Below are 19619 nucleotides of genomic sequence, written 5' to 3' on the forward strand. Positions count from 1 at the left end.
CTCGCCTATTTCTGCCGGTCATCCCAGGGGTGCACCGGGACGACATCGTCGCCGACATCCCCTTCGTAGCTGCTCCGGAAATAATCCATGGCTTTTTCCGCCTCGCTGAGCTCGTCAAACCGGGCAACGTGGTAAATGGCCTCGCCCTCATTCACCAGCGGCAGATTGTTCACGCAGATAACAATACCCGAGCAGGGTGACACCACAGCCGTTTCCGACTCCCCGAACGGATCCGCCACCATGGCCAGACGCTGCCCCTTGCGCACCTTCTGGCCCAGACGGGCAACCGGCCGCATGATGCCATCAATGTCCGCCCGTACCCACTGGGAGTTGGCGGCGGTTTCTGAGCGTTTTCTCGGCGCCCTGGGTCCTTTTTTCGCCGGGATCATTTCCAGTTCACGCATGACCCGGATAACTCCTTTCACACCGCTGCCGATCACGACATCATCAAAGCGCAGCGCCTCGCCCCCCTCAAAGGTAATCACCGGAATATCCTGTGAATCAGCGTACGCACGCAGGCTACCCTCGCGCAGTCCGGAGTTGATAATGATGGGTGCACCGAAAGCCTCGGCCATCCGCACGGTTTCCGAGTTTTTCAGCTCGGCACGAATTTGCGGCAGGTTGAAACGGTGGATCGCGCCGGTGTGCAAATCGATGATGTGGGTCACGCGCTCCATGATCTGGGTGCGCAGCAGGTAAGCAATGCGGCCGCCCAGGGAGCCGGTTTCGCTGCCGGGGAAACACCGGTTCAGGTCCCGCCGGTCCGGCAGGTACCGAGTGCGCTGTACAAATCCGAAAATATTGACGATCGGCACCGCAACCAGAGTTCCCCGAAGATGCCGTAGGGCCGAATTGGTAAGCACCCTGCGGACTATTTCCACACCATTGATCTCATCGCCATGAATTGCGCCGCACACCATCAGGACCGGACCATTCCGGCGACCGTGCACCACCTCTACCGGTATATGAAGAGGAGTATGGGTATAGAGTTTCGCCACCGGCACTTCCACCGTTTGGCGGGTGCCCGCCTTGATCTCGGTGCCGGCAATTTCAAAGGGCGCTCGGGCCATGGTTCAGCCTCTCCCACCCTTGGTGCCGGTTTTCCAGGGTTTCTGGTTCTTTTCGGTCCAGTTGATGATCATGCCGGCCACGTTCTTGCCTGTGGCATTCTCGATGCCTTCCAGACCGGGAGAGGAGTTCACCTCCATGACCAACGGCCCCCTGCTTGAGCGCAACAGGTCCACACCGGCAACATTCAAGCCCATGGCCTTGGCGGCCTTGATGGCGGTACTGCGTTCCTGCGGGGTAATGCGAATAAGCGAGGCGGTACCGCCCCGGTGCAGATTGGAGCGGAACTCGCCCTCGGCACCCTGGCGCTTCATCGCGGCGATCACCTTGTCACCGATGACAAAGCACCGGATATCCGCACCGCCGGCTTCCTTGATGAATTCCTGCACCAGGATATCGGCCTTCAGGCCCATGAACGCCTCAATCACACTCTCCGCGGCCTTGCGGGTTTCCGCCAGCACCACACCAATGCCCTGGGTGCCCTGCAGCAACTTGATCACCACCGGCGCGCCGCCAACCATCTTGAGCAACTCGGGAACGTTGTCCGGCTTGTTGGCAAAACCGGTAATCGGCATACCCACACCCTTTCGGGCCAGCAGCTGCAAAGAGCGCAGCTTGTCCCGGGAACGGCTGATGGCAACAGATTCATTGACCGGGAACACCCCCATCATCTCGAACTGGCGCAATACCGCAGTGCCGTAGAACGTCACTGAAGCGCCGATACGGGGGATCACCACATCAAAATTCTCCAGAACCTCCTCGTGATAGTGAATCTGGGGGTTGGCGGAGGTGATATTCATCGAGCAGTGAAGGCAATCGATTACCTTCACCTCGTGGCCACGATTGATCCCCTCCTCCACCAGACGACGGGTAGAGTAGAGGTGACGATTTCGCGACAGTACCGCAATTTTCATTTTTCAGTCCTTAAGGCCGGTTCACCGGCAAGATAGGAAGCTTCAGGATAGACAAGGGCGCGCCCGGACATGGCAGTACGGCCCAGCAACATCCGGAACCGCATGGAATCTCGGTTGGTCAATGTCATTTCAATGGGCCATTTCTGGCCGCCAATCAGCAGCGTGGTTTCGATGACCAGGCGCATTTCCTTGTGGCCGCCGGAGTCGGAGACGTTCCGCTCATCCAGCACCTTCGCGTCGCACTCCACCACCTGGTGCAGATCGTTCTGCACCGGGTGGACCCAGAAGCGCACGCGCCGTTCCCCGTTTTTGGTGTAGGGCTCGGTACGGAACGTGTGGAGACAGGAAGTTCTGGCTCCGGTGTCAATTTTTGCCTTGATACGGTTGATATCGAGGTCCGGCAGCGCAACCCACTCTCGCCAACCGAGACTCATTTTGTTCTCGGCTGGGGTCGGGGCGATGGTTTTGATAACTTCAGCTGTCTTTGTCGGCATCCGGGAGATCCTTTTCAGTGTTTTTTTCCGGCCCCCAACAGCTGAACACAGAACAACCTTGAGTGACTACCCGCATTTTTACTTTGGTACTCAGAATCAAAACTGCAGATCCACACAAGAAAGGCCAAACCTTGTTGCCAGCGTGACCCCCTGGGCTTTTTGAGACCGACCGAGTTCTGGTTCGCAAGAGCCTGCGCTAAAAGTACCTTAACTATAATCCAATCAGCCAAACCGGGCGAATATCCAAGTCAGTGATTTTATTGAAACACCTTGCTGTAATTACACTTATATCAATCCCTCAGACGACTATGGATTACGGATGACACAACTGGTCTGGTTCCGGAACGATCTCCGGCTTGCCGATAACCCCGCCCTCACAGCCGCCTGCGAGAGCAGTGAAGAAGTAAGAGCCTGTTTTATTCTCACCCCGGACCAATGGCAGGAACACGACTGGTCGCCGGCCCGAGTGCAGTTCGTCATCGCCCATGCCAATGCCCTCGCCGAAGAGCTGGCCAAACTGGGCATTCCCCTGTCCTTTATCCACGCAACACGCTTCGAAGACAGCCTTGGCAAACTCCAGAGCCATTGCGAAGAACACAAAGTGACTGCACTGCACTTCAACGAGGAATACGGGGTCAACGAACGAAAACGCGACAAGGCCGTCAAACACCGCTTTGACGGCCTCGGCATTGCCGTTCGCAAATACCGCGACCAGACCGTGGCACCGGTGGGTGAGATCCTTACCCAACAGAACGAACCCTATTCCGTGTTCACCCCCTTCTCGAGGCGCTGGCGCAGCTGGATAGACGAAACCCATCCGGCTCTATTCCCGACGCCCAAAGCCAGGGGCAACGCCCTGAACCCAGAACAGATCGACACCATTCCCGAGGCCTTTCGAGACGCGCCCGAGCCTCTCGTAGCAACCGGCGAAAGCGCCGCGCATGACCAGCTTGAGCGCTTCCTGGAACAACGCGGCGGTGCGTACAAAGACAACCGGGACTTCCCCGCCATCCACGGAACCAGCCAGATCTCACCTTACCTGGCCAACGGCGTACTCTCCGGCCGGCAGTGCCTGATCGCAGCAAGACAGGCCCAGGGTGCAGGCGGTAACCAGGAAGGACTGGGCACCTGGATCAACGAAATCGCCTGGCGGGATTTTTACATCAACATCCTGTATCACTATCCCCGGGTCAGCATGCACCGCGCCTTCAAACCGGAAACCGAAGGCCTGGAGTGGAACACCCCGGGCGACAATCTCGAAGCCTGGAAAACCGGCAACACCGGCGTCCCCATCGTCGACGCCGCCATGCGCCAACTCAACCAGACCGGCTGGATGCACAACCGCCTGCGCATGATCACCGCCATGTACCTCACCAAAAACCTGTTCATCGACTGGCGCCTGGGCGAAGCCTACTTCATGTCAAAACTGATCGACGGCTTCCTGGCCTCCAACAACGGCGGCTGGCAATGGAGCGCCTCCACCGGCACCGACGCCGCTCCCTACTTCCGCGTGTTCAACCCGGTTACCCAGAGCGAACGGTTCGATCCCGATGGGGATTTCATCCGGGAGTGGGTTCCGGAGCTGGCGAAACTGGATAGCAAACGGATTCACGATCCGGGTGCAAAGGGTGGTGTTATTCCGAAGGGGTATCCGAGGCAGATCGTTGATCTTAAAGAAAGCAGGAAAGAAGCGATCGCAAAGTTTCAGGAATTGAAAAACTGAGGTAAACAACGAAGCGGGCTACTCCAAGGCTCTGACGCAGTGCCGGGGAGGGCCTTCCCAAAACTGTGCGGAGCCATGGATGGCGGAGCCCAAGCGTCACATGGATGTGCCGCAAGGAGCGTGTTTTGGGAAGGCCCTCCCTGGCACTGCAGCCCGAAAGCTCGCAAGCCCGCCGGCACCAAAGTCAGCCAGAACAGACCGGGCAATCAGGGTCCCGAGCCAGCTTCATCTCCCGCCACTGCATCTCCCAGGCATCCAGAATCAACAACCGCCCGATCAAAGGCGTCCCCACCCCGGAAATCACCTTGATCGCCTCCATCGCCTGGGTCGCCCCAATCATACCGACCAGCGGCGCAATCACCCCCGCCTCAGAACAGGTCAGATCCTCATTACCCTGCTCCGGATACAGACAGTGATAACAGGGGCTTTCCTCCCGCCGGCTGTCGTACACCGAAACCTGCCCTTCGCCCCGAATTGCAGCGCCGGACACCAGGGGCACTTTTGCGGCGACACAGGCACGGTTCAGAGCGAACCGAGTGTTGAAATTATCCGTGCAATCGACCACCAGGGTTGCCTCTGCAACTCTCTGCGCCAGGGCCGCACCTTCGAGGCGCTCGTTCAGGGCCGTCACGGACACCAGCGGATTGATCCGCCGAATCCGGTCGGCAAGGCTTTCCGCCTTCGACTCGCCCAGCTGCGCAGTTTCAAAACCAATCTGGCGCTGGAGATTGGCCAGTTCGATATTGTCGTCATCCACCAGGATCAGGGTGCCGACACCCGCGGCGCCAAGATACAGAGCTACAGGGCATCCCAGCCCGCCCGCTCCAAGCACCAGAACCCGGGCAGACTGCAACTTCTCCTGACCGGAAATATCGAACCGCGGCATCAGAATCTGCCGGCTGTAGCGCAATAATTCGTCGTCACTGAGCATCTGCATCTCCCCTATCAGGTGCCGGAGCACTGGCCGTAGCACCGGAACGCCATCGCCCGAGCGTCATCCGGTCCCGATTGCCGTAATCCTTCCGTGCCTCAACGTCTTGAAAGCCACGCGCGCGAAACAACTCTGCCACGGCCTGAGCCTGATCGAAACCATGCTCGACCAGAAGCCATCCGTCTTCAACCAGCCAGTCAGGCGCCTGGCCCACAATAAGCCGCAGATCGTCCAGGCCATCATGGCCGGATACCAGGGCCGACGCGGGCTCGAACCGAACATCCCCTTGTCTAAGGTGATGGTCATTATCCGGAATATAGGGCGGGTTGGAGACAATCAGATCAAATCGGTCGGGCGTCAGCTCTGAAAACCAGGAGCTCTGAACCACGGAAACGGTCAGACCCAGCGCATCGGCATTATCACGGGCAAGCGCCACGGCCTCGGCCACGGCATCGCATGCGGTGATCTGCCAATCCCGGTGCTCACTGGCCAGAGCCAGTGCGATAGCGCCGGTCCCCGTCCCCAGATCCAGCATTCGGGCCTGCCGAGGCAGCGGCAAATCCAGAGCAACCTCCACCAGGCATTCGGTATCCGGTCTCGGGATCAGGGTGGAGGCACTGACCTTCAGTGGTAAAGACCAGAACTCCTGCTGTCCCAACAGGTGTGCCACAGGCCGACCGGCCACGCGCTCCTGCACAAGCGCCTCAAAGGCCTCAGCGTGAGCATTGGTCAATTCCCGCTCCGGCCAGGCCCGGAAACTGGTCCGGCTGAGCCCCGTAATATGGCTCAGCAGCAACTCAGCATCCAGCCTCGGCGAATCGCTATCAATCCGGGTGGATGCCGTCTTCAGAAGGGCTTCACAGGTCAGTGAGGATTTACTGGTCATCGGCGAGAGAGGCGAGCAGCTCGGCCTGGTGTTCCTGCTGCAACGGCACGATCACGGCGTCCAGATCACCGGCAATGACTTCGTCGAGCTTGTAGAGCGTGAGGTTGATCCGATGATCCGTTACCCGCCCCTGGGGAAAGTTGTACGTGCGGATGCGCTCGGACCGGTCGCCACTGCCCACCAGGCTCTTGCGAGTTTCGGCCATCGACTTCTGCTGCCGCTCGGTCTCGGCATTCTGCAGCCGGGAGGCCAGCAGGCTCAACGCCTTGGCGCGGTTCTTGTGCTGGGAACGCTCTTCCTGGCATTCCACCACGATGCCCGTTGGCAAATGCGTTATCCGGATCGCCGAATCCGTCTTGTTGACGTGCTGGCCGCCAGCACCGGAAGCGCGGAAGGTGTCCACCCTCAAATCGGCTTTATTGAGCTCAATGGCTTCGGCCTCATCGGCCTCTGGCATCACGGCAACAGTACAGGCCGAGGTATGGATCCGCCCCTGGGACTCGGTTTCCGGAACGCGCTGTACGCGATGAGCCCCGGATTCGAACTTCAGGGCACCATAGACTCCATCACCAGCCACACGGGCAATCAGCTCCTTGTAGCCTCCGTGCTCACCCTCGCTCTCGCTCAGCACTTCCACCTGCCAGCGCCGGCGCTCGGCATACCGCAGATACATCCTGAACAGATCGCCGGCAAAGATAGCGGCTTCATCACCGCCGGTGCCGGCACGGATCTCGAGGAACACGTTCTTGCCGTCATTCGGGTCTTTGGGCAGCATCAGGCGCTGGAGCTCTTCATCCAGCTCCTCGCTTTTCTGCTCGGCCAGTTGCAGCTCTTCCTCCGCCATTTCCCGCATGTCGGCGTCGCCATCTTTCGCCAGCTCACGGGCGGCCTCGATGTCATCGAGCGATTGCTGCCAGGCCTGAAAGCACTGAACAATAGGTTCAATCTCGGCGAACTCCCGGGAAAGGTCCCGGAACTTGTCCTGCTGGGAAATAATGGAGGAATCACTGAGCAATGCGCTGACTTCCTCGAAGCGGTCGGTAAGCTGCTCGAGGCGGGATTGGATCGATGGCTTCATAGTTTTTCCGGGGTAGTCGTCGTGTCCGCGTCCAGTGCATCCAGCTGGTGCAACTCACGCAGCCACTCTGTCACCTCGGTGCGACCTTCTGTGGTGGCCTTGCGAACCTGCACAGAGGGTTCGTGCAGGAGTTTATTGGTGAGGCCGCGTGCCATACTGCGCAGCACGGTTTCAGGATCTGTGCCGTTACGCAGGGCGCGCAGGGCTTTTTCGGTCTCCGCATCGCGAAGTAGTTCGGCGCGCTGACGGAACTGTTTGAGAGTGGACACTGCGTCCAGCGCCCGAAGCTGATTCAGGAAATCCTGAACTCCGGAGGCCACCAGATTCTCGGCTTCCCTGGCCGCGCCCTCACGGGAGCGGATATTCTCTTCGATAACCTGGCGCAGGTCGTCAACGGTGTACAAATAAACGTCGTCCAGCGAGGCCACTTCCGGCTCTATATCTCGGGGCACAGCAATGTCCACCATGAAATAGGGACGGTGCTTGCGTTTCTTCAGTGCCCGTTCAACGGCGCCTTTGCCAAGGATCGGCAGTGGACTTGCGGTGGAGGAAATAATGATATCGACATCCGCCAGGTGCTCGGGAATCTCGGACAACACAATGCCCTTGCCGCCACGGGATTCTGCCAGTGCCTGTGCCCGCTCAAGGGTCCGGTTGGCCACCAGGAAATCCTTCACGCCAGCATCCGCCAGGTGACGGGCCACCAGTTCGATGGTTTTGCCTGCACCAATCAGCAAGGCCTTGTTGCGAGACATATCGGCAAAGATATGGTGCGCCATGCTCACCGCTGCATAGGCCACGGAAACCGGGTTTTCCCCGATGGCGGTCTGGGTACGCACGCGCTTGGCGACCGAGAAGGTATGTTCAAACAGCCGGGACAGGAACGAACCACTTGCACCATGCTCCCGGGCCAGGGTGTAGGCATCCTTCAACTGTCCGAGAATCTGGGGTTCACCCAGCACCATGGAATCCAGACCGGCAGCGACGCGCATCATGTGCCTGACGGCATCTCCATCGCGGTGCACGTACAGCGCCTCCTCAAGCTCCGCGGCGTCGAGGCCATGAAAACCGGCCATCCAGCGAAGCACCATGGGTGCACAGTCGTCATCGCCGGCCAGGTACAACTCGGTCCGGTTACAGGTAGAAAGTATCGCAGCCTCGGTGGCGCCCGACGTCGCACGAAGCTCGGCAAACGCTTCCGCCATACGCTCGGGCGTAAACGCCACTCGCTCCCGTAACTCAACGGGGGCCGTGCGATGATTGATTCCCAGCGTTAGCAATGCCATTTGATGGTTGTACAACCTTTTGCCGATGAACGGTGCGAATGCGTGCAGTTACCCGACATTTTAACGGCCAGCGACCTTAGCTGCCACCCAAAACCGCCATGGCTTCGGCAAGTGCGGACAGGTTGGGCAAGATCAGACGCTTATGCCATTATAGGGACTCGGCCAAGGCCGGGACCCGATCTACCTCAAGAAAGGGGCTGGAGCGTGGTTATTATTGATGCGTTTTCGACAGACCATGGGAAGTTGCATGCACAAGTCCGTACCGTTTCTGGTTACCTGCCTGCTTGGCCTCACACTGGCAGGGTGTGCCAGCCTTACCGGCACAGAGGAAGCGCCTGCTCCCGGCGAAAAAACCGCCACCGAGAAGAGAACAGAGCCACAGCGGCCGGTTGAATACGCCGATTTCGAGCCCGAGACCCTGTACCTTTTACTGTCTGCCGAAATCGCGGCCCAGCGCGGCCGCTACGACATTACCCTGGTGAACTACCTCAAGGCTGCCAAGCAATCCCGCGACCAGGCGGTTATTGAGCGGGCCATGAGAATTGCCCAGTCCCTGAACGGCGATAACGCCCAGAAGCAGCTGGCCGAGCTGTGGCTGGAGATCGACCCGGACAACCTCCAGGCCCACCGGATATCCGCAATCCAGGCGGTAAAGGGCAACGACCTCCAGACCGCCATCCATCACATGGAGCGGATCATGGATCAGGGTGGCGACGCTGATTTCGACAGCCTGGCCGCTATGGCCGCCAATCTGCCGCCAGAGCAACAGCAGGAACTGCTCGCCCTCTACAATCAGATGTCGGACCGCCACCCCAACACCCCGGAGCTTGAATACAGCATTGCGCTCCTGTTGAAAGTAACCGGACAGCCACAGCAAGCCCTCGACAGACTTGAACCTCTTCTGCAGGAAAACTCGAACTTCCAGCCGGCCATCATTCTCAAAGGCGACCTGCTCTACCAGACCGGCCAGAAAAGCAGCGCGCTTGACTACCTGCTCACAAACACCCGCCGCTTTCCCGCCAACCGGCAGATGGGCACGCTTTACGGCCGCATGCTTATAAATGAGGGTGAATTGCAGGCGGCCCAGGATGAGTTCAACCGTCTTGTCCAGCGCTACCCGGACACGCCGGGCCTGCGGCTATCCCACGCGCTGGTCGCCCTTGAGAATGGCCAGACCGACCTGGCGCGGGAAGAGCTGACAAAACTGGCCGAACAGGGCCACCATACCAGCGAAGCCAACTACTACCTGGGCCGTATTGAAGACCAGGCGGGCAACACCGAGCAGGCCATCGGCTATTACCAGAGCGTGGAACAGGGCAATTACTATTTTCCGGCCCTGGCCCGTGCCAGTTCCCTTCTGGCGGAGAACGGCCAGCTCGAGGACGCCATTGACCGCATCCGCAGGCTGCGCGAAGCCAACCCACGGCAGGCCGAGAACTTCTGGCTGCTGGAAGTAAATCTGCTGCTGGACCAGGAACAGCAACAGGAGGCCCTGAGTACCGCCACGGAAGCCCTGGAAGAACATCCGGACAACATCGAGATCCGCTACGCCCGGGCCATGCTCTACGATGGTATTGGCCAGACTGCCAACGCCGAAGCCGACCTGCGGCAAATTATCGAGCAGGAGCCGGAAAACGCTGTTGCCCTGAACGCTCTCGGCTACATCCTGACTACCCGCACGGACAGGTTAAGGGAGGCCCGCGGCTATATCGAGAAAGCACTGCGACTGGATCCGGACAACCCGGCCATCCTCGACAGCATGGGCTGGGTCCTGTTCCTCGAAGGCCAGATAGAGCCTGCGCTCGACTACCTTTCCCGTGCCTGGGCCGCCTTTCCGGATCCGGAAGTGGCAGCCCACTACGGTGAAGCACTCTGGATGAACGGCGCCGAAGAGCAGGCCCGAATCATCTGGCAGGAAGGCCTGGAACAGGACAGCGACCACGAAATACTCAGGGAAACCATAGACCGGCTGACCAACGGCGGTGAGCCGGAATGAGACTGGCCCGAACCCTGGCAGCACTGATCATGCTCGCCACCCTCGGCGCCTGCACTACGATCCAGATCGACCCATTGCCGGACGGTATGACCGACCAGCCCCCGGCAGACTGGACTACCCGCGCCGCCAGTCTCGGCGAACTGGATCACTGGAAGCTGACCGGCAAGCTGGCCGTTCGCCAGCCATCAGACAGCGGAACCGCCATCATCAACCACTGGATTCAGGACGGCGAAGCCTACGACCTGGCCCTCTCTTCGTCCTTCCTCGGCATGGGCAGCACAACGCTTAAAGGCGTGCCCGGCTTTATCGAGCTGACCCTGCCGAACGGCGAAACCTATCGCTCGGGCGAGCCGGAAGCCCTCGTGGAGGCCGCCACAGGCTGGCAGCTACCCCTGGAAAACCTGACCTGGTGGATCCGGGGCCTGCCGTCACCGGCCAGGGATTACCGCCTGCTGTTTGATGATCAGGGCACCCTCGCCATTATCCGGCAGAACGGCTGGGAGATCCGCTACGACCGCTGGCAGACCTTCCTCTCCAGCTATCCTGCACTCCCCGCCCGCATTACCGCCCTCAAGGATGAAAAGCGGGTCCGTCTGGTGGTGGGCGACTGGCAGGAGCAACCGGAGTGACACCCGACCTGATATTGCCCTCACCGGCCAAGCTGAACCTGTTTCTACATATCGTTGGGCGCCGGGACGACGGCTATCACGAACTCCAGACCCTGTTTCAGTTCCTCGACTACGGCGACGACCTGAGCTTCACCCTGACACCCGGCGAGCCGGGCGTCAGCCTCGCGGAGCCTGTTCCTGGTGTCGACGACGAGGACAACCTCATCATTCGCGCGGCCAGAGCACTCCTTGAGAGAGCTCAAGGCGACTTGCCCGGGGTCACCATCGGCATAACCAAACGGCTGCCCATGGGCGGCGGCCTTGGCGGCGGCAGTTCCAACGCTGCAACTACGCTGCTCGGATTGAATCATCTCTGGCAGCTCAATCTGAGCATTGATGAGCTTTCCGAAATCGGCCTCGCTCTGGGCGCCGATGTGCCGGTGTTTGTCCGGGGCCATGCCGCCTTCGGCGAGGGAGTTGGTGAAACACTGACCAATGCAAATCCGCCGGAAGACTGGTTCGTTGTTCTCAAGCCTGGCTGCAACATAAACACTGGCAAGATTTTTTCCGAGCAAGGGTTGACAAGGAACACCCCGAGAATCAAAATAGCGCCCGCTTTTGAGGGAGACGCCTCGAGGTACCGAAACGACTGTGAGGATGTAGTTCGCAAACTGTATCCTGAGGTTAACCAGAGCCTGGAATGGCTTTCACAATTCGGACCTGCAAGATTAACCGGAACCGGGGCTTGCATATTTGGACGTTTCCCGACAGAATCCGCAGCCCGGATCATCTGGGAAAGCAAACCCTCCGGCGTCACGGGGTTCGTAGCTAAAGGGGTGAACATTTCACCTCTACACAAAAAGCTAACAGAGCTGGAATGATGCCAAAAAAGCACGATACTGGGGTGTCGCCAAGTGGTAAGGCAACGGGTTTTGATCCCGTCATGCGCAGGTTCGAATCCTGCCACCCCAGCCACCTTTCTCCCGCTTCTTCTGAATCAAACGCCGATACTGAGAAGGATGCCGTCGTGTCCAAACTGATGATCTTCGCTGGCAACGCCAACCCTGAACTGGCTCAAGCGATTGCCCGCAAACTCCACATTCCCATGGGTCAGGCCACCGTAGGCCGTTTCAGCGACGGAGAAACCACCGTCGAGATCAATGAGAATGTCCGCGGCCATGATGTATTCATCATCCAGCCGACCTGCTACCCCACCAACGATAACCTGATGGAACTGATCGTGATGGCCGACGCACTTCGCCGTGCTTCCGCTACACGAGTCACCGCCGTTATCCCCTATTACGGATACGCGCGCCAGGATCGCCGGGTACGCTCTACCCGTGTTGCCATCAGCGCCAAGGTGGTAGCCGACATGATTTCCAGCATCGGCGTGGATCGGGTTCTGACTGTCGACCTGCACGCCGACCAGATCCAGGGCTTCTTCGATATTCCGGTGGACAACATCTACGCCACACCGGTCATGCTCGAAGACATCTTCAAGCAGCGCTTCGAGAACTTCGTGGTGGTATCTCCGGATGTCGGCGGTGTGGTTCGCGCCCGTGCCGTGGCCAAGCGCCTGGACGACGCCGATCTCGCGATCATCGACAAGCGTCGCCCGAAAGCGAACGTATCCCAGGTCATGCACATCATCGGTGATGTCAAAGACAAGACCTGTATCCTGGTGGACGACATCATCGATACCGCCGGCACGCTGTGCAAAGCGGCCAACGCCCTGAAAGAGCACGGCGCAGCCCGCGTGGTTGCCTACATCACCCACCCGGTTCTCTCCGGCCCGGCCATTGATAACATCAATGCCTCTCAGCTGGACGAACTTGTGGTCTGCGACACCATTCCGCTGGGTGACAAAGCGGCTAATTGTGATAGAATCCGCGTCCTCGGAATGGCCGGGCTGCTTGCGGAGTCTATTCGCCGCGTAAGCAACGAAGAGTCTATCAGCGCCATGTTCGAGAATGCCTGAGTGACCCTTGGGTCGTAATATCACGGCATTACAAGCAGTTACCGGGTCGGGAGCCTACACAGGCTCCCGACTCTTTTAGTCAGCCGGAAAAATCCGGCTTTTCAGAAACATCACCTGATCCAACGCCTGGTCGCGGGCAGTTCAGGTGACGATTGAGGTTATTACCATGTCTCAGGAATTTGTTATCGAAGCATTTCCTCGCGACGATCAGGGGAGAGGTGCGAGCCGCCGCCTGCGTCGTGAGGAGCGTAAAATTCCGGCCATCATCTATGGTGGCGGAAAAGACGCTACTCCGGTTGCCATCTGGCACAACGAGCTGAAAAAGGCCCTCGAAAACGAAGCCTTCTTCTCTCACATCCTGACCATCGAACTCGGTGGCAAGAAAGAAAGCGTAATCCTGAAGGATCTGCAGCGTCACCCGTACAAGCCGATCCTGACCCACGCTGACTTCCTGCGCGTTGACAAGGACCACGAGATCCACGTCAACGTACCGCTGCACTTCATCAACGAAGACACTGCACCGGCTATCAAGCTCCACGGCGGCGTAGCGAACCACCAGATCAACGAAGTTGAAGTGATCTGTCTGCCGCAGAACCTGCCCGAGTTCATCGAAGTGGACATGACCACTGTCGAGATGGACCAGGTAGTTCACCTGAGCGATCTGAAACTGCCGAAAGACGTCAAGATTGCCGCCCTGCTCCAGGGTGAAGATCACGACCTGCCGGTTGTGGCTATTCACAAGCCACGCGGCGCCAAGGTTGATGACGAAGCCGAAGGCAGCGAAGAAGGTGAAGAAGGCGAAGACAAGGAGTAATCACTCCTGTCGTGAGGAGGGCAATGGCGAATGGCGCAGGATATTGTCATGGTGGTTGGCCTGGGAAACCCCGGCGCTGACTACGAGAATACCCGCCATAACGCCGGCGCCCTCTTCGTGGAAGCTCTGGCCCGCGCTGCGGGCCAGACGCTCCGCCCCGAAAAGAAATACCATGGGCTTTACGCCCGCATTCAGTGGCAGGGCCTGGACCTGCATCTCCTGAACCCCACTACCTTTATGAATCGCAGCGGCCTGGCCATCAAGGCGCTGGCGGATTTCTTCAAGATTCAGCCCCAACAGATTCTGATTGCCCACGACGAACTCGACCTGCCCCCAGGTACCGCCAAGCTCAAGAAAGGCGGCGGCCACGGCGGACACAACGGCCTGCGTGATACCATCGCCCACTTGGGCACCAACGATTTCCAGAGACTGCGCATCGGCATCGGCCACCCCGGCGACAGTCGCAGGGTAACCGGCTACGTACTCGGCCGCCTGGGCAAACAGGAAACCGAAGAACTGAACGCGGTAATCGACGAAATCATGCGGGTATTACCGGATGCGGCCAGCGGCAAACTCCCCGCCGCCATGAATCGCCTGCACAGTTTCAAACCGGTATAATCCGCCCAAATTTTTCCAGTACCAGCAGAGGCATTCCATGGGATTTAACTGCGGCATCGTCGGCCTTCCCAACGTCGGCAAATCTACCCTGTTCAACGCATTGACCAAATCCGGCATTGGCGCGGAAAACTTCCCGTTCTGCACCATCGAGCCCAACGCCGGTGTTGTCGCCATGCCGGATCCGCGCCTCAACAAACTGGCGGAGATCGTAAAGCCGGAGCGCGTCGTGCCGACCACCATGGAATTCGTCGACATCGCCGGCCTGGTGGCAGGCGCATCAAAGGGCGAAGGCCTGGGCAACCAGTTCCTGGCCAACATCCGCCAGACCGACGCCATCGCCCATGTCGTACGCTGCTTTGAAGACGGCAACGTCATTCACGTGGCCAACAAGGTGGACCCGGCCTCCGACATCGAGGTGATCAACACCGAACTGGCCCTGGCCGACCTGGAAACCGTTGAAAAGGCCATCAAGCGCGTTCAGCGGGTCGCCAAGAGCGGTGACAAGGAAGCCAAGGCCCAGCTGGAGATGTTCGAGAAGCTTCTGCCGGTACTAAACGAGGGCAAGCCGGTACGCAGCATGAACCTCGACAAGGACCAGATGGCGCTGATCCGCGAGCTTTGCCTGCTGACCGTCAAGCCAACCATGTACATCGCCAACGTCAGCGAGGACGGGTTCGAAAACAACCCGCACCTGGACACCGTGCGCAAGATCGCCGAGTCGGAAAATGCCGTGGTTGTGCCCATCTGCAACAAGATCGAAGCCGAAATCTCCGAACTGGAAGACGATGAAAAATCCATGTTCCTGGAAGAGATGGGCATGGACGAGCCAGGCCTGGATCGCGTCATCCGCGGCGGCTACGGCCTTCTGGGCCTGCAAACCTACTTTACCGCCGGCGTAAAGGAAGTCCGCGCCTGGACCGTAAAAATCGGCGCCATAGCCCCTCAGGCGGCCGGCGTGATCCATACCGACTTCGAACGCGGCTTCATTCGTGCCGAAGTAGTGAGCTATGACGATTTCGTGCAGTACAACGGCGAAGCCGGCGCCAAGGATGCCGGCAAATGGCGCCTGGAAGGCAAGGAATACATCGTGAAAGACGGGGACGTTATCCACTTCCGCTTCAACGTGTAATTTTTCAGGAAAAACTGGGCTCCAAGCCTTGACAGAGTGGGCCCAAATACTGAAAATACGCGCCTCGTTTAGGGCGATGCCCAAAGCGAAATGGCAAGGTAGCTCAGTTGGTTAGAGCACAGCACTCATAATGCTGGGGTCGGCGGTTCGACTCCGCCCCTTGCTACCAGTATTCTGAAAAGCCCGTCGCGAAAGCGCCGGGCTTTTTCAGTTTCAGGGGACGACCCCACCCTTCCCGGGCAGTGAACGCGGGACGACCCGCCTTCGTACAACACCTGCTATGAGATCAACCAAAGACCGAGTTCGCCAGGCTATCTCCTTTGAGGTTATCGGCCTGCTCCTTTCCGTGCCACTTGCAGCCTTCACCTTCGGTTTTGACATGGCGAAGACCGGGGTACTCGGTGTGGTGGGCGCCACCATCGCAACCATCTGGAACTATGTCTTCAACCTGGGGTTTGATCACGGGCTGAAGCACTTCACCGGATCAACCCGTAAATCCCTGCGTCTGCGCTTCCTGCACGCCGTCAGTTTCGAGCTGGGTCTGATGCTGATCTTCCTGCCAATCATTGCTTGGTGGATGGGCATTGGTGTGCTGGAGGCGCTGATTGTGGATGTGGCGTTCGTGGTGTTCTATCTGGTCTATGCGTTCGTATTCACCTGGTGTTACGACACCATATTTCCTGACACGGACGCCAAGAAATCCAACGTCACTTAAACAAACTTTGACAATTCCGGAGGCAGGAGTCGGATAGGATAGAGACTTCGCCCGAATGCGTTTTAAGGTTGTATCGCATTATGAAATCCCGCCATGCACTCACGGCCTTCCTGGCCGTTGTTCTGGTTCCCATTGCCCTTGGGTTCGCTGGCGCGAGCGTGAAGGCGGCCATTCTGTCGATCGGTGTTTTCTGGGCCTGCCTGGGAATATTCTTCTATCCATCTATCAGCGACTATCTGAAAGCTGAAAGAAGGCAGCGCGACGACTAGCGCTGTAGGCGCCAGGCCCTCTATTCGATTCTTTTTCTTCCGGACTGCAACGATCCTCTAACAACAAACTCTGTGGCATACTCACGGGCTGAAACCCACAAAGAACAACACACCAGCAAGGACCGTTGACATGAAACCGGAAACCCTCGCCCTGCACGCAGGCTTCAAAAGCGATCCCACTACCCGGGCGGCGACAACGCCGATTTACCAGACCACGTCCTACACCTTTGACGACACCCAGCACGGTGCCGATCTGTTCGATCTGAAGGTTCAGGGCAACATCTACACCCGCATCATGAACCCGACCAACGCGGTTCTCGAAGAGCGGATGACAGAGCTGGAAGGCGGTGTTGGCGCCCTGGCGGTAGCTTCTGGCATGGCGGCCATCACCTACGCCCTGCAGACCATCTGCAAGGTGGGCAACAACATTGTCAGCACCAGCCAGCTGTACGGCGGCACTTACAACCTGTTTGCCCACTCCCTGCCGAACCAGGGTATTGAGTGCAGGATGGTCGCCCACGACGATTTCGATGCCGTGGAAAAGGCCATTGATGAAAACACCCGCGCCCTGTTCTGCGAATCCATTGGCAACCCGGCGGGCAACGTGGTCGACATCCAGCGCTGGGCCGAGATCGCTCACAAGCATGGCATTCCGCTGATGGTGGACAACACCGTTGCCACGCCGTTCCTGTGTCGCCCCATCGAACACGGTGCCGATATCGTTATCCACTCGCTTACCAAATACATCGGCGGCCACGGCACCACCGTAGCCGGCGTGGTGGTAGATTCCGGAAAGTTCGACTGGAAAGCCAGTGCTGACAAGTTCCCGATGCTGAACGAACCGGATCCGTCCTACCACGGCGTGGTTTACACCGACGCCCTGGGCCCGGCAGCCTTCATCGGCCGCTGCCGCGTAGTCCCGCTGCGCAACACCGGCGCTGCCCTGGCGCCGTTTAATGCGTTCCTGATCATGCAGGGCCTGGAAACTCTGGCGCTGCGCATGGAGCGTCACTGTGAGAACGCAGAGAAAGTCGCCAACTTCCTGCAAGACCATCCGTCTGTAGAGTGGGTGAATTACGCGACCCTGGCCAACAGCCCCTACAAGGCGACCTGCGAGAAGATTTGTGGCGGTAAGGCGTCCGGGATCCTGAGCTTCGGCATTAAGGGTGGCCGGGAAGCCGGCGCAAAGTTCATTGATGCCCTGGAGCTGATCCTGCGTCTGGTGAATATCGGTGACGCCAAGTCCCTGGCCTGTCACCCTGCAACCACTACCCACCGGCAGCTGAACCCGGAGGAGTTGAAGAGTGCCGGGGTCAGCGAGGATTTGGTGCGGCTGTCTATCGGCATCGAGCATGTCGACGACCTCATTGCCGACATCAGCCAGGCCCTGGACAAAGCCCAGGCTTGATAAGGGTCAACCGGGTACGACCAATGTCGTGCCCGGCACCCCCGTGATTGCCCCTACCAGTCTTGTAACTCCCCCGCCAGCCCATTACTCTTTAGGGTTCTCCATACCCGAATCAAGAGTCCGGTTGCATGAGCGACAGCGCAAAAACCCGCATTACCAGTGGTTCCAAATTCCGCAACGAACATGGCTTCTCGGCCATCAAGGATGGCGTTAAACGGTCATCGAAGCAGGAAGCCACAACCGCGGAAAAGCGAGAGCCGAAGCCAAAATGGCTGCGGGCACGCATGCCCGGGGGCGAGCGCTATGAGGCGGTACGCAAGAACGTTACTGAGCACCGCTTGAGCACCGTTTGCCAGGAGTCCCATTGTCCGAACATTGGCGAGTGCTGGACCGCCGGCACGGCCACCATCATGGTAATGGGCTCTGTATGCACCCGGGCCTGCAAGTTCTGCGCGGTAGACACCGGCAACCCGAAAGGCTGGCTGGACCATGAAGAGCCTGAGAACACGGCCAAGTCCGTAGAGCTCATGGGCCTTCGCTACATCGTGCTTACCTCGGTGGACCGTGACGACCTCGACGACGGTGGTGCCGCCCACTATGCCGCTTGCGTCTCTGCCATCAAACAGCGCACGCCGGAAGTGGCCGTTGAAGCACTGACGCCGGATTTTGATGCGGTGATGGCGGACGTTGAGAAGGTGGTGGATTCCGGGCTGGATGTCTTTGCCCAGAACGTGGAAACCGTCAAACGGCTGACCAGCCGGGTCCGTGACCCGCGCGCCGGGTATGAGAAAACCCTGCGGGTTCTGGAGCACGCCAAGAAGCACCGCCCGGATGTGCTCACCAAGACCAGCCTGATGCTGGGGCTTGGCGAAACCGAAGAGGAAATCCTGGAAACCATGGACGATCTGCGCGCCATCGGTGTGGATATCCTGACTCTGGGCCAGTACCTGCGCCCTACTCCGAATCACCTGCCGGTGGAACGCTACGTCACCCCTGAAGAGTTCAACCGTTATCGGGAAATCGGCCTGGAGAAGGGGTTCATGGAAGTACCCTCCGGCCCCATGGTCCGCTCCAGCTACCGGGCCGATAAGGTATTCGATAAAAACAATCTTGGTCTCGCCGTACCCGAGGTTCCCCAAGCCTCCAATGCCATGCAGATTCCGGTGAAGGCCATCGACTGAGAACATACATGCTGACACTGCTGCGAAATGCCCGGCTGAAGTACAAATTCTGGTTGCTGAACATTGTCGTTTTTGCAGTTCTCTGTTTGCTGGTTCTTTACGCCATGCACACCATTGCCGGGCAGACCGGCAAGGCGTTCGATCAGGTGTTCGCCGAGACAGCCCCGGGCTTTGCCCTGGTGGTAGCAGTCCTAATGGTGCTCGAGATGGCTGGCTCCCAGCTGCTGATCTCGTTTATCGAGCGTCACGTGAATCGCCTTAAGAACACCATGGTCGAGGTACAGGCCTCAGGCAATCTGAGCCAGCGGGCGTTGGTGGATTCCACCGACGAGATCGGTGAAATGGCCAGCGCCTTCAATGCCATGCAGGACCGCACCGTGGGCGTGGTTCGAAGCATGAAGGAAGCCATCGAACGGCTGCACCAGGAGGTCGAGGAACTGACCGCGGCCGCCGAATCCCGCCGGGATGATTTAGGCCGTCAACAACAGGGCGCCGACCGGTCCGCCGAAGTTATCGAAACCAT

Annotated in this window: 20 protein-coding genes and 2 tRNA genes; 15 read left to right on the top strand and 7 right to left on the bottom strand. The window is 58.9% G+C overall.

The genetic code is table 11. The annotated features are described in order from the left end of the window. Positions 1-5: 5 nt before the first annotated feature. From QZ534_RS09865 to QZ534_RS09875, 3 genes are read right to left on the bottom strand one after another with little or no spacing between them, the layout of a single operon-like run. Complete coding sequence (locus QZ534_RS09865; protein ID WP_069184065.1) at positions 6-1070, bottom strand: succinylglutamate desuccinylase/aspartoacylase family protein; 1065 nt, start codon at positions 1068-1070, stop codon at positions 6-8. Between the two features lie 3 nt (positions 1071-1073). Then, positions 1074-1982, bottom strand: coding sequence for a 30S ribosomal protein S6--L-glutamate ligase (gene rimK, locus QZ534_RS09870; RefSeq protein WP_296934094.1), 909 nt, complete (start codon positions 1980-1982; stop codon positions 1074-1076). Further along, positions 1979-2476 carry an ATP-dependent zinc protease gene (locus tag QZ534_RS09875; protein ID WP_296934096.1) on the bottom strand — a complete coding sequence of 166 codons (498 nt, stop codon included), beginning with the start codon at positions 2474-2476 and terminating at the stop codon, positions 1979-1981. The genes rimK and QZ534_RS09875 overlap by 4 nt, the downstream gene beginning before the upstream one ends. 319 nt (positions 2477-2795) lie before the next feature. Between QZ534_RS09875 and phrB the strand changes: the two genes are divergently transcribed. After that, on the top strand, positions 2796-4199 hold the full coding sequence (phrB, locus tag QZ534_RS09880) for a deoxyribodipyrimidine photo-lyase (RefSeq protein WP_296934098.1): 1404 nt from the start codon (positions 2796-2798) through the stop codon (positions 4197-4199). A gap of 184 nt (positions 4200-4383) precedes the next feature. Here phrB and QZ534_RS09885 read toward each other — a convergent pair whose 3' ends face one another. From QZ534_RS09885 to hemA, 4 genes are read right to left on the bottom strand one after another with little or no spacing between them, the layout of a single operon-like run. Beyond that, entirely contained in the window at positions 4384-5130 is a 747-nt protein-coding gene (locus tag QZ534_RS09885; protein WP_296934099.1) for a molybdopterin-synthase adenylyltransferase MoeB, read from the bottom strand. Further along, on the bottom strand, positions 5120-6016 hold the full coding sequence (prmC, locus tag QZ534_RS09890) for a peptide chain release factor N(5)-glutamine methyltransferase (RefSeq protein ID WP_296934101.1): 897 nt from the start codon (positions 6014-6016) through the stop codon (positions 5120-5122). The genes QZ534_RS09885 and prmC overlap by 11 nt, the downstream gene beginning before the upstream one ends. Beyond that, complete coding sequence (gene prfA / locus QZ534_RS09895) at positions 6006-7094, bottom strand: peptide chain release factor 1 (protein WP_296934102.1); 1089 nt, start codon at positions 7092-7094, stop codon at positions 6006-6008. Before prfA ends, prmC begins: the two co-directional genes overlap by 11 nt. Further along, a complete protein-coding gene (gene hemA / locus QZ534_RS09900) occupies positions 7091-8380 on the bottom strand; it encodes a glutamyl-tRNA reductase (protein WP_296934103.1) in 1290 nt (429 codons plus the stop codon). The genes prfA and hemA overlap by 4 nt, the downstream gene beginning before the upstream one ends. Before the next feature lie 247 nt (positions 8381-8627). Between hemA and QZ534_RS09905 the strand changes: the two genes are divergently transcribed. From QZ534_RS09905 to QZ534_RS09970, 14 genes are all read left to right on the top strand, one after another. Then, positions 8628-10376 carry a tetratricopeptide repeat protein gene (locus QZ534_RS09905; protein WP_296934104.1) on the top strand — a complete coding sequence of 583 codons (1749 nt, stop codon included), beginning with the start codon at positions 8628-8630 and terminating at the stop codon, positions 10374-10376. Beyond that, positions 10373-11005, top strand: a complete 633-nt coding sequence (gene lolB, locus QZ534_RS09910; protein ID WP_296934106.1) for a lipoprotein insertase outer membrane protein LolB — start codon at positions 10373-10375, stop codon at positions 11003-11005. The genes QZ534_RS09905 and lolB overlap by 4 nt, the downstream gene beginning before the upstream one ends. Beyond that, positions 11002-11865 carry a 4-(cytidine 5'-diphospho)-2-C-methyl-D-erythritol kinase gene (ispE, locus tag QZ534_RS09915; protein ID WP_296934108.1) on the top strand — a complete coding sequence of 288 codons (864 nt, stop codon included), beginning with the start codon at positions 11002-11004 and terminating at the stop codon, positions 11863-11865. The genes lolB and ispE overlap by 4 nt, the downstream gene beginning before the upstream one ends. 19 nt (positions 11866-11884) lie before the next feature. Then, positions 11885-11959: transfer RNA gene (locus tag QZ534_RS09920), tRNA-Gln, on the top strand. 52 nt (positions 11960-12011) lie between these two features. After that, positions 12012-12962, top strand: coding sequence for a ribose-phosphate diphosphokinase (locus QZ534_RS09925; protein WP_296934109.1), 951 nt, complete (start codon positions 12012-12014; stop codon positions 12960-12962). A 166-nt stretch (positions 12963-13128) separates the two neighbouring features. Beyond that, the gene (locus QZ534_RS09930; protein ID WP_296934110.1) at positions 13129-13776 is read left to right on the top strand and encodes a 50S ribosomal protein L25/general stress protein Ctc; all 648 of its coding nucleotides are present in this window, start codon (positions 13129-13131) and stop codon (positions 13774-13776) included. A gap of 30 nt (positions 13777-13806) precedes the next feature. Next, on the top strand, positions 13807-14394 hold the full coding sequence (pth, locus tag QZ534_RS09935) for an aminoacyl-tRNA hydrolase (protein WP_008176350.1): 588 nt from the start codon (positions 13807-13809) through the stop codon (positions 14392-14394). A gap of 37 nt (positions 14395-14431) precedes the next feature. Next, positions 14432-15523, top strand: a complete 1092-nt coding sequence (gene ychF, locus QZ534_RS09940) for a redox-regulated ATPase YchF (protein WP_296934112.1) — start codon at positions 14432-14434, stop codon at positions 15521-15523. Positions 15524-15615: 92 nt separating this feature from the next. Next, a tRNA-Met gene (locus tag QZ534_RS09945) sits at positions 15616-15692 on the top strand. Positions 15693-15803: 111 nt separating this feature from the next. Beyond that, a complete protein-coding gene (locus QZ534_RS09950; protein ID WP_296934114.1) occupies positions 15804-16238 on the top strand; it encodes a PACE efflux transporter in 435 nt (144 codons plus the stop codon). A gap of 80 nt (positions 16239-16318) precedes the next feature. Beyond that, positions 16319-16507: a hypothetical protein gene (locus tag QZ534_RS09955; RefSeq protein WP_296934116.1), complete on the top strand. Its 189-nt coding sequence runs from the start codon at positions 16319-16321 to the stop codon at positions 16505-16507. A gap of 130 nt (positions 16508-16637) precedes the next feature. Then, entirely contained in the window at positions 16638-17915 is a 1278-nt protein-coding gene (locus QZ534_RS09960; protein ID WP_296934118.1) for an aminotransferase class I/II-fold pyridoxal phosphate-dependent enzyme, read from the top strand. 128 nt (positions 17916-18043) lie between these two features. Beyond that, positions 18044-19096 (top strand): lipoyl synthase, encoded by a 1053-nt coding sequence (gene lipA, locus QZ534_RS09965; protein WP_296934120.1) that lies wholly within the window; start codon positions 18044-18046, stop codon positions 19094-19096. Between the two features lie 8 nt (positions 19097-19104). Continuing rightward, on the top strand, positions 19105-19619 hold a 515-nt coding region (locus tag QZ534_RS09970), incomplete at its 3' end, for a methyl-accepting chemotaxis protein (protein WP_296934121.1).

Source organism: uncultured Marinobacter sp. (assembly GCF_913055835.1).
In the GTDB taxonomy this organism is placed as follows: Bacteria; Pseudomonadota; Gammaproteobacteria; order Pseudomonadales; family Oleiphilaceae; genus Marinobacter.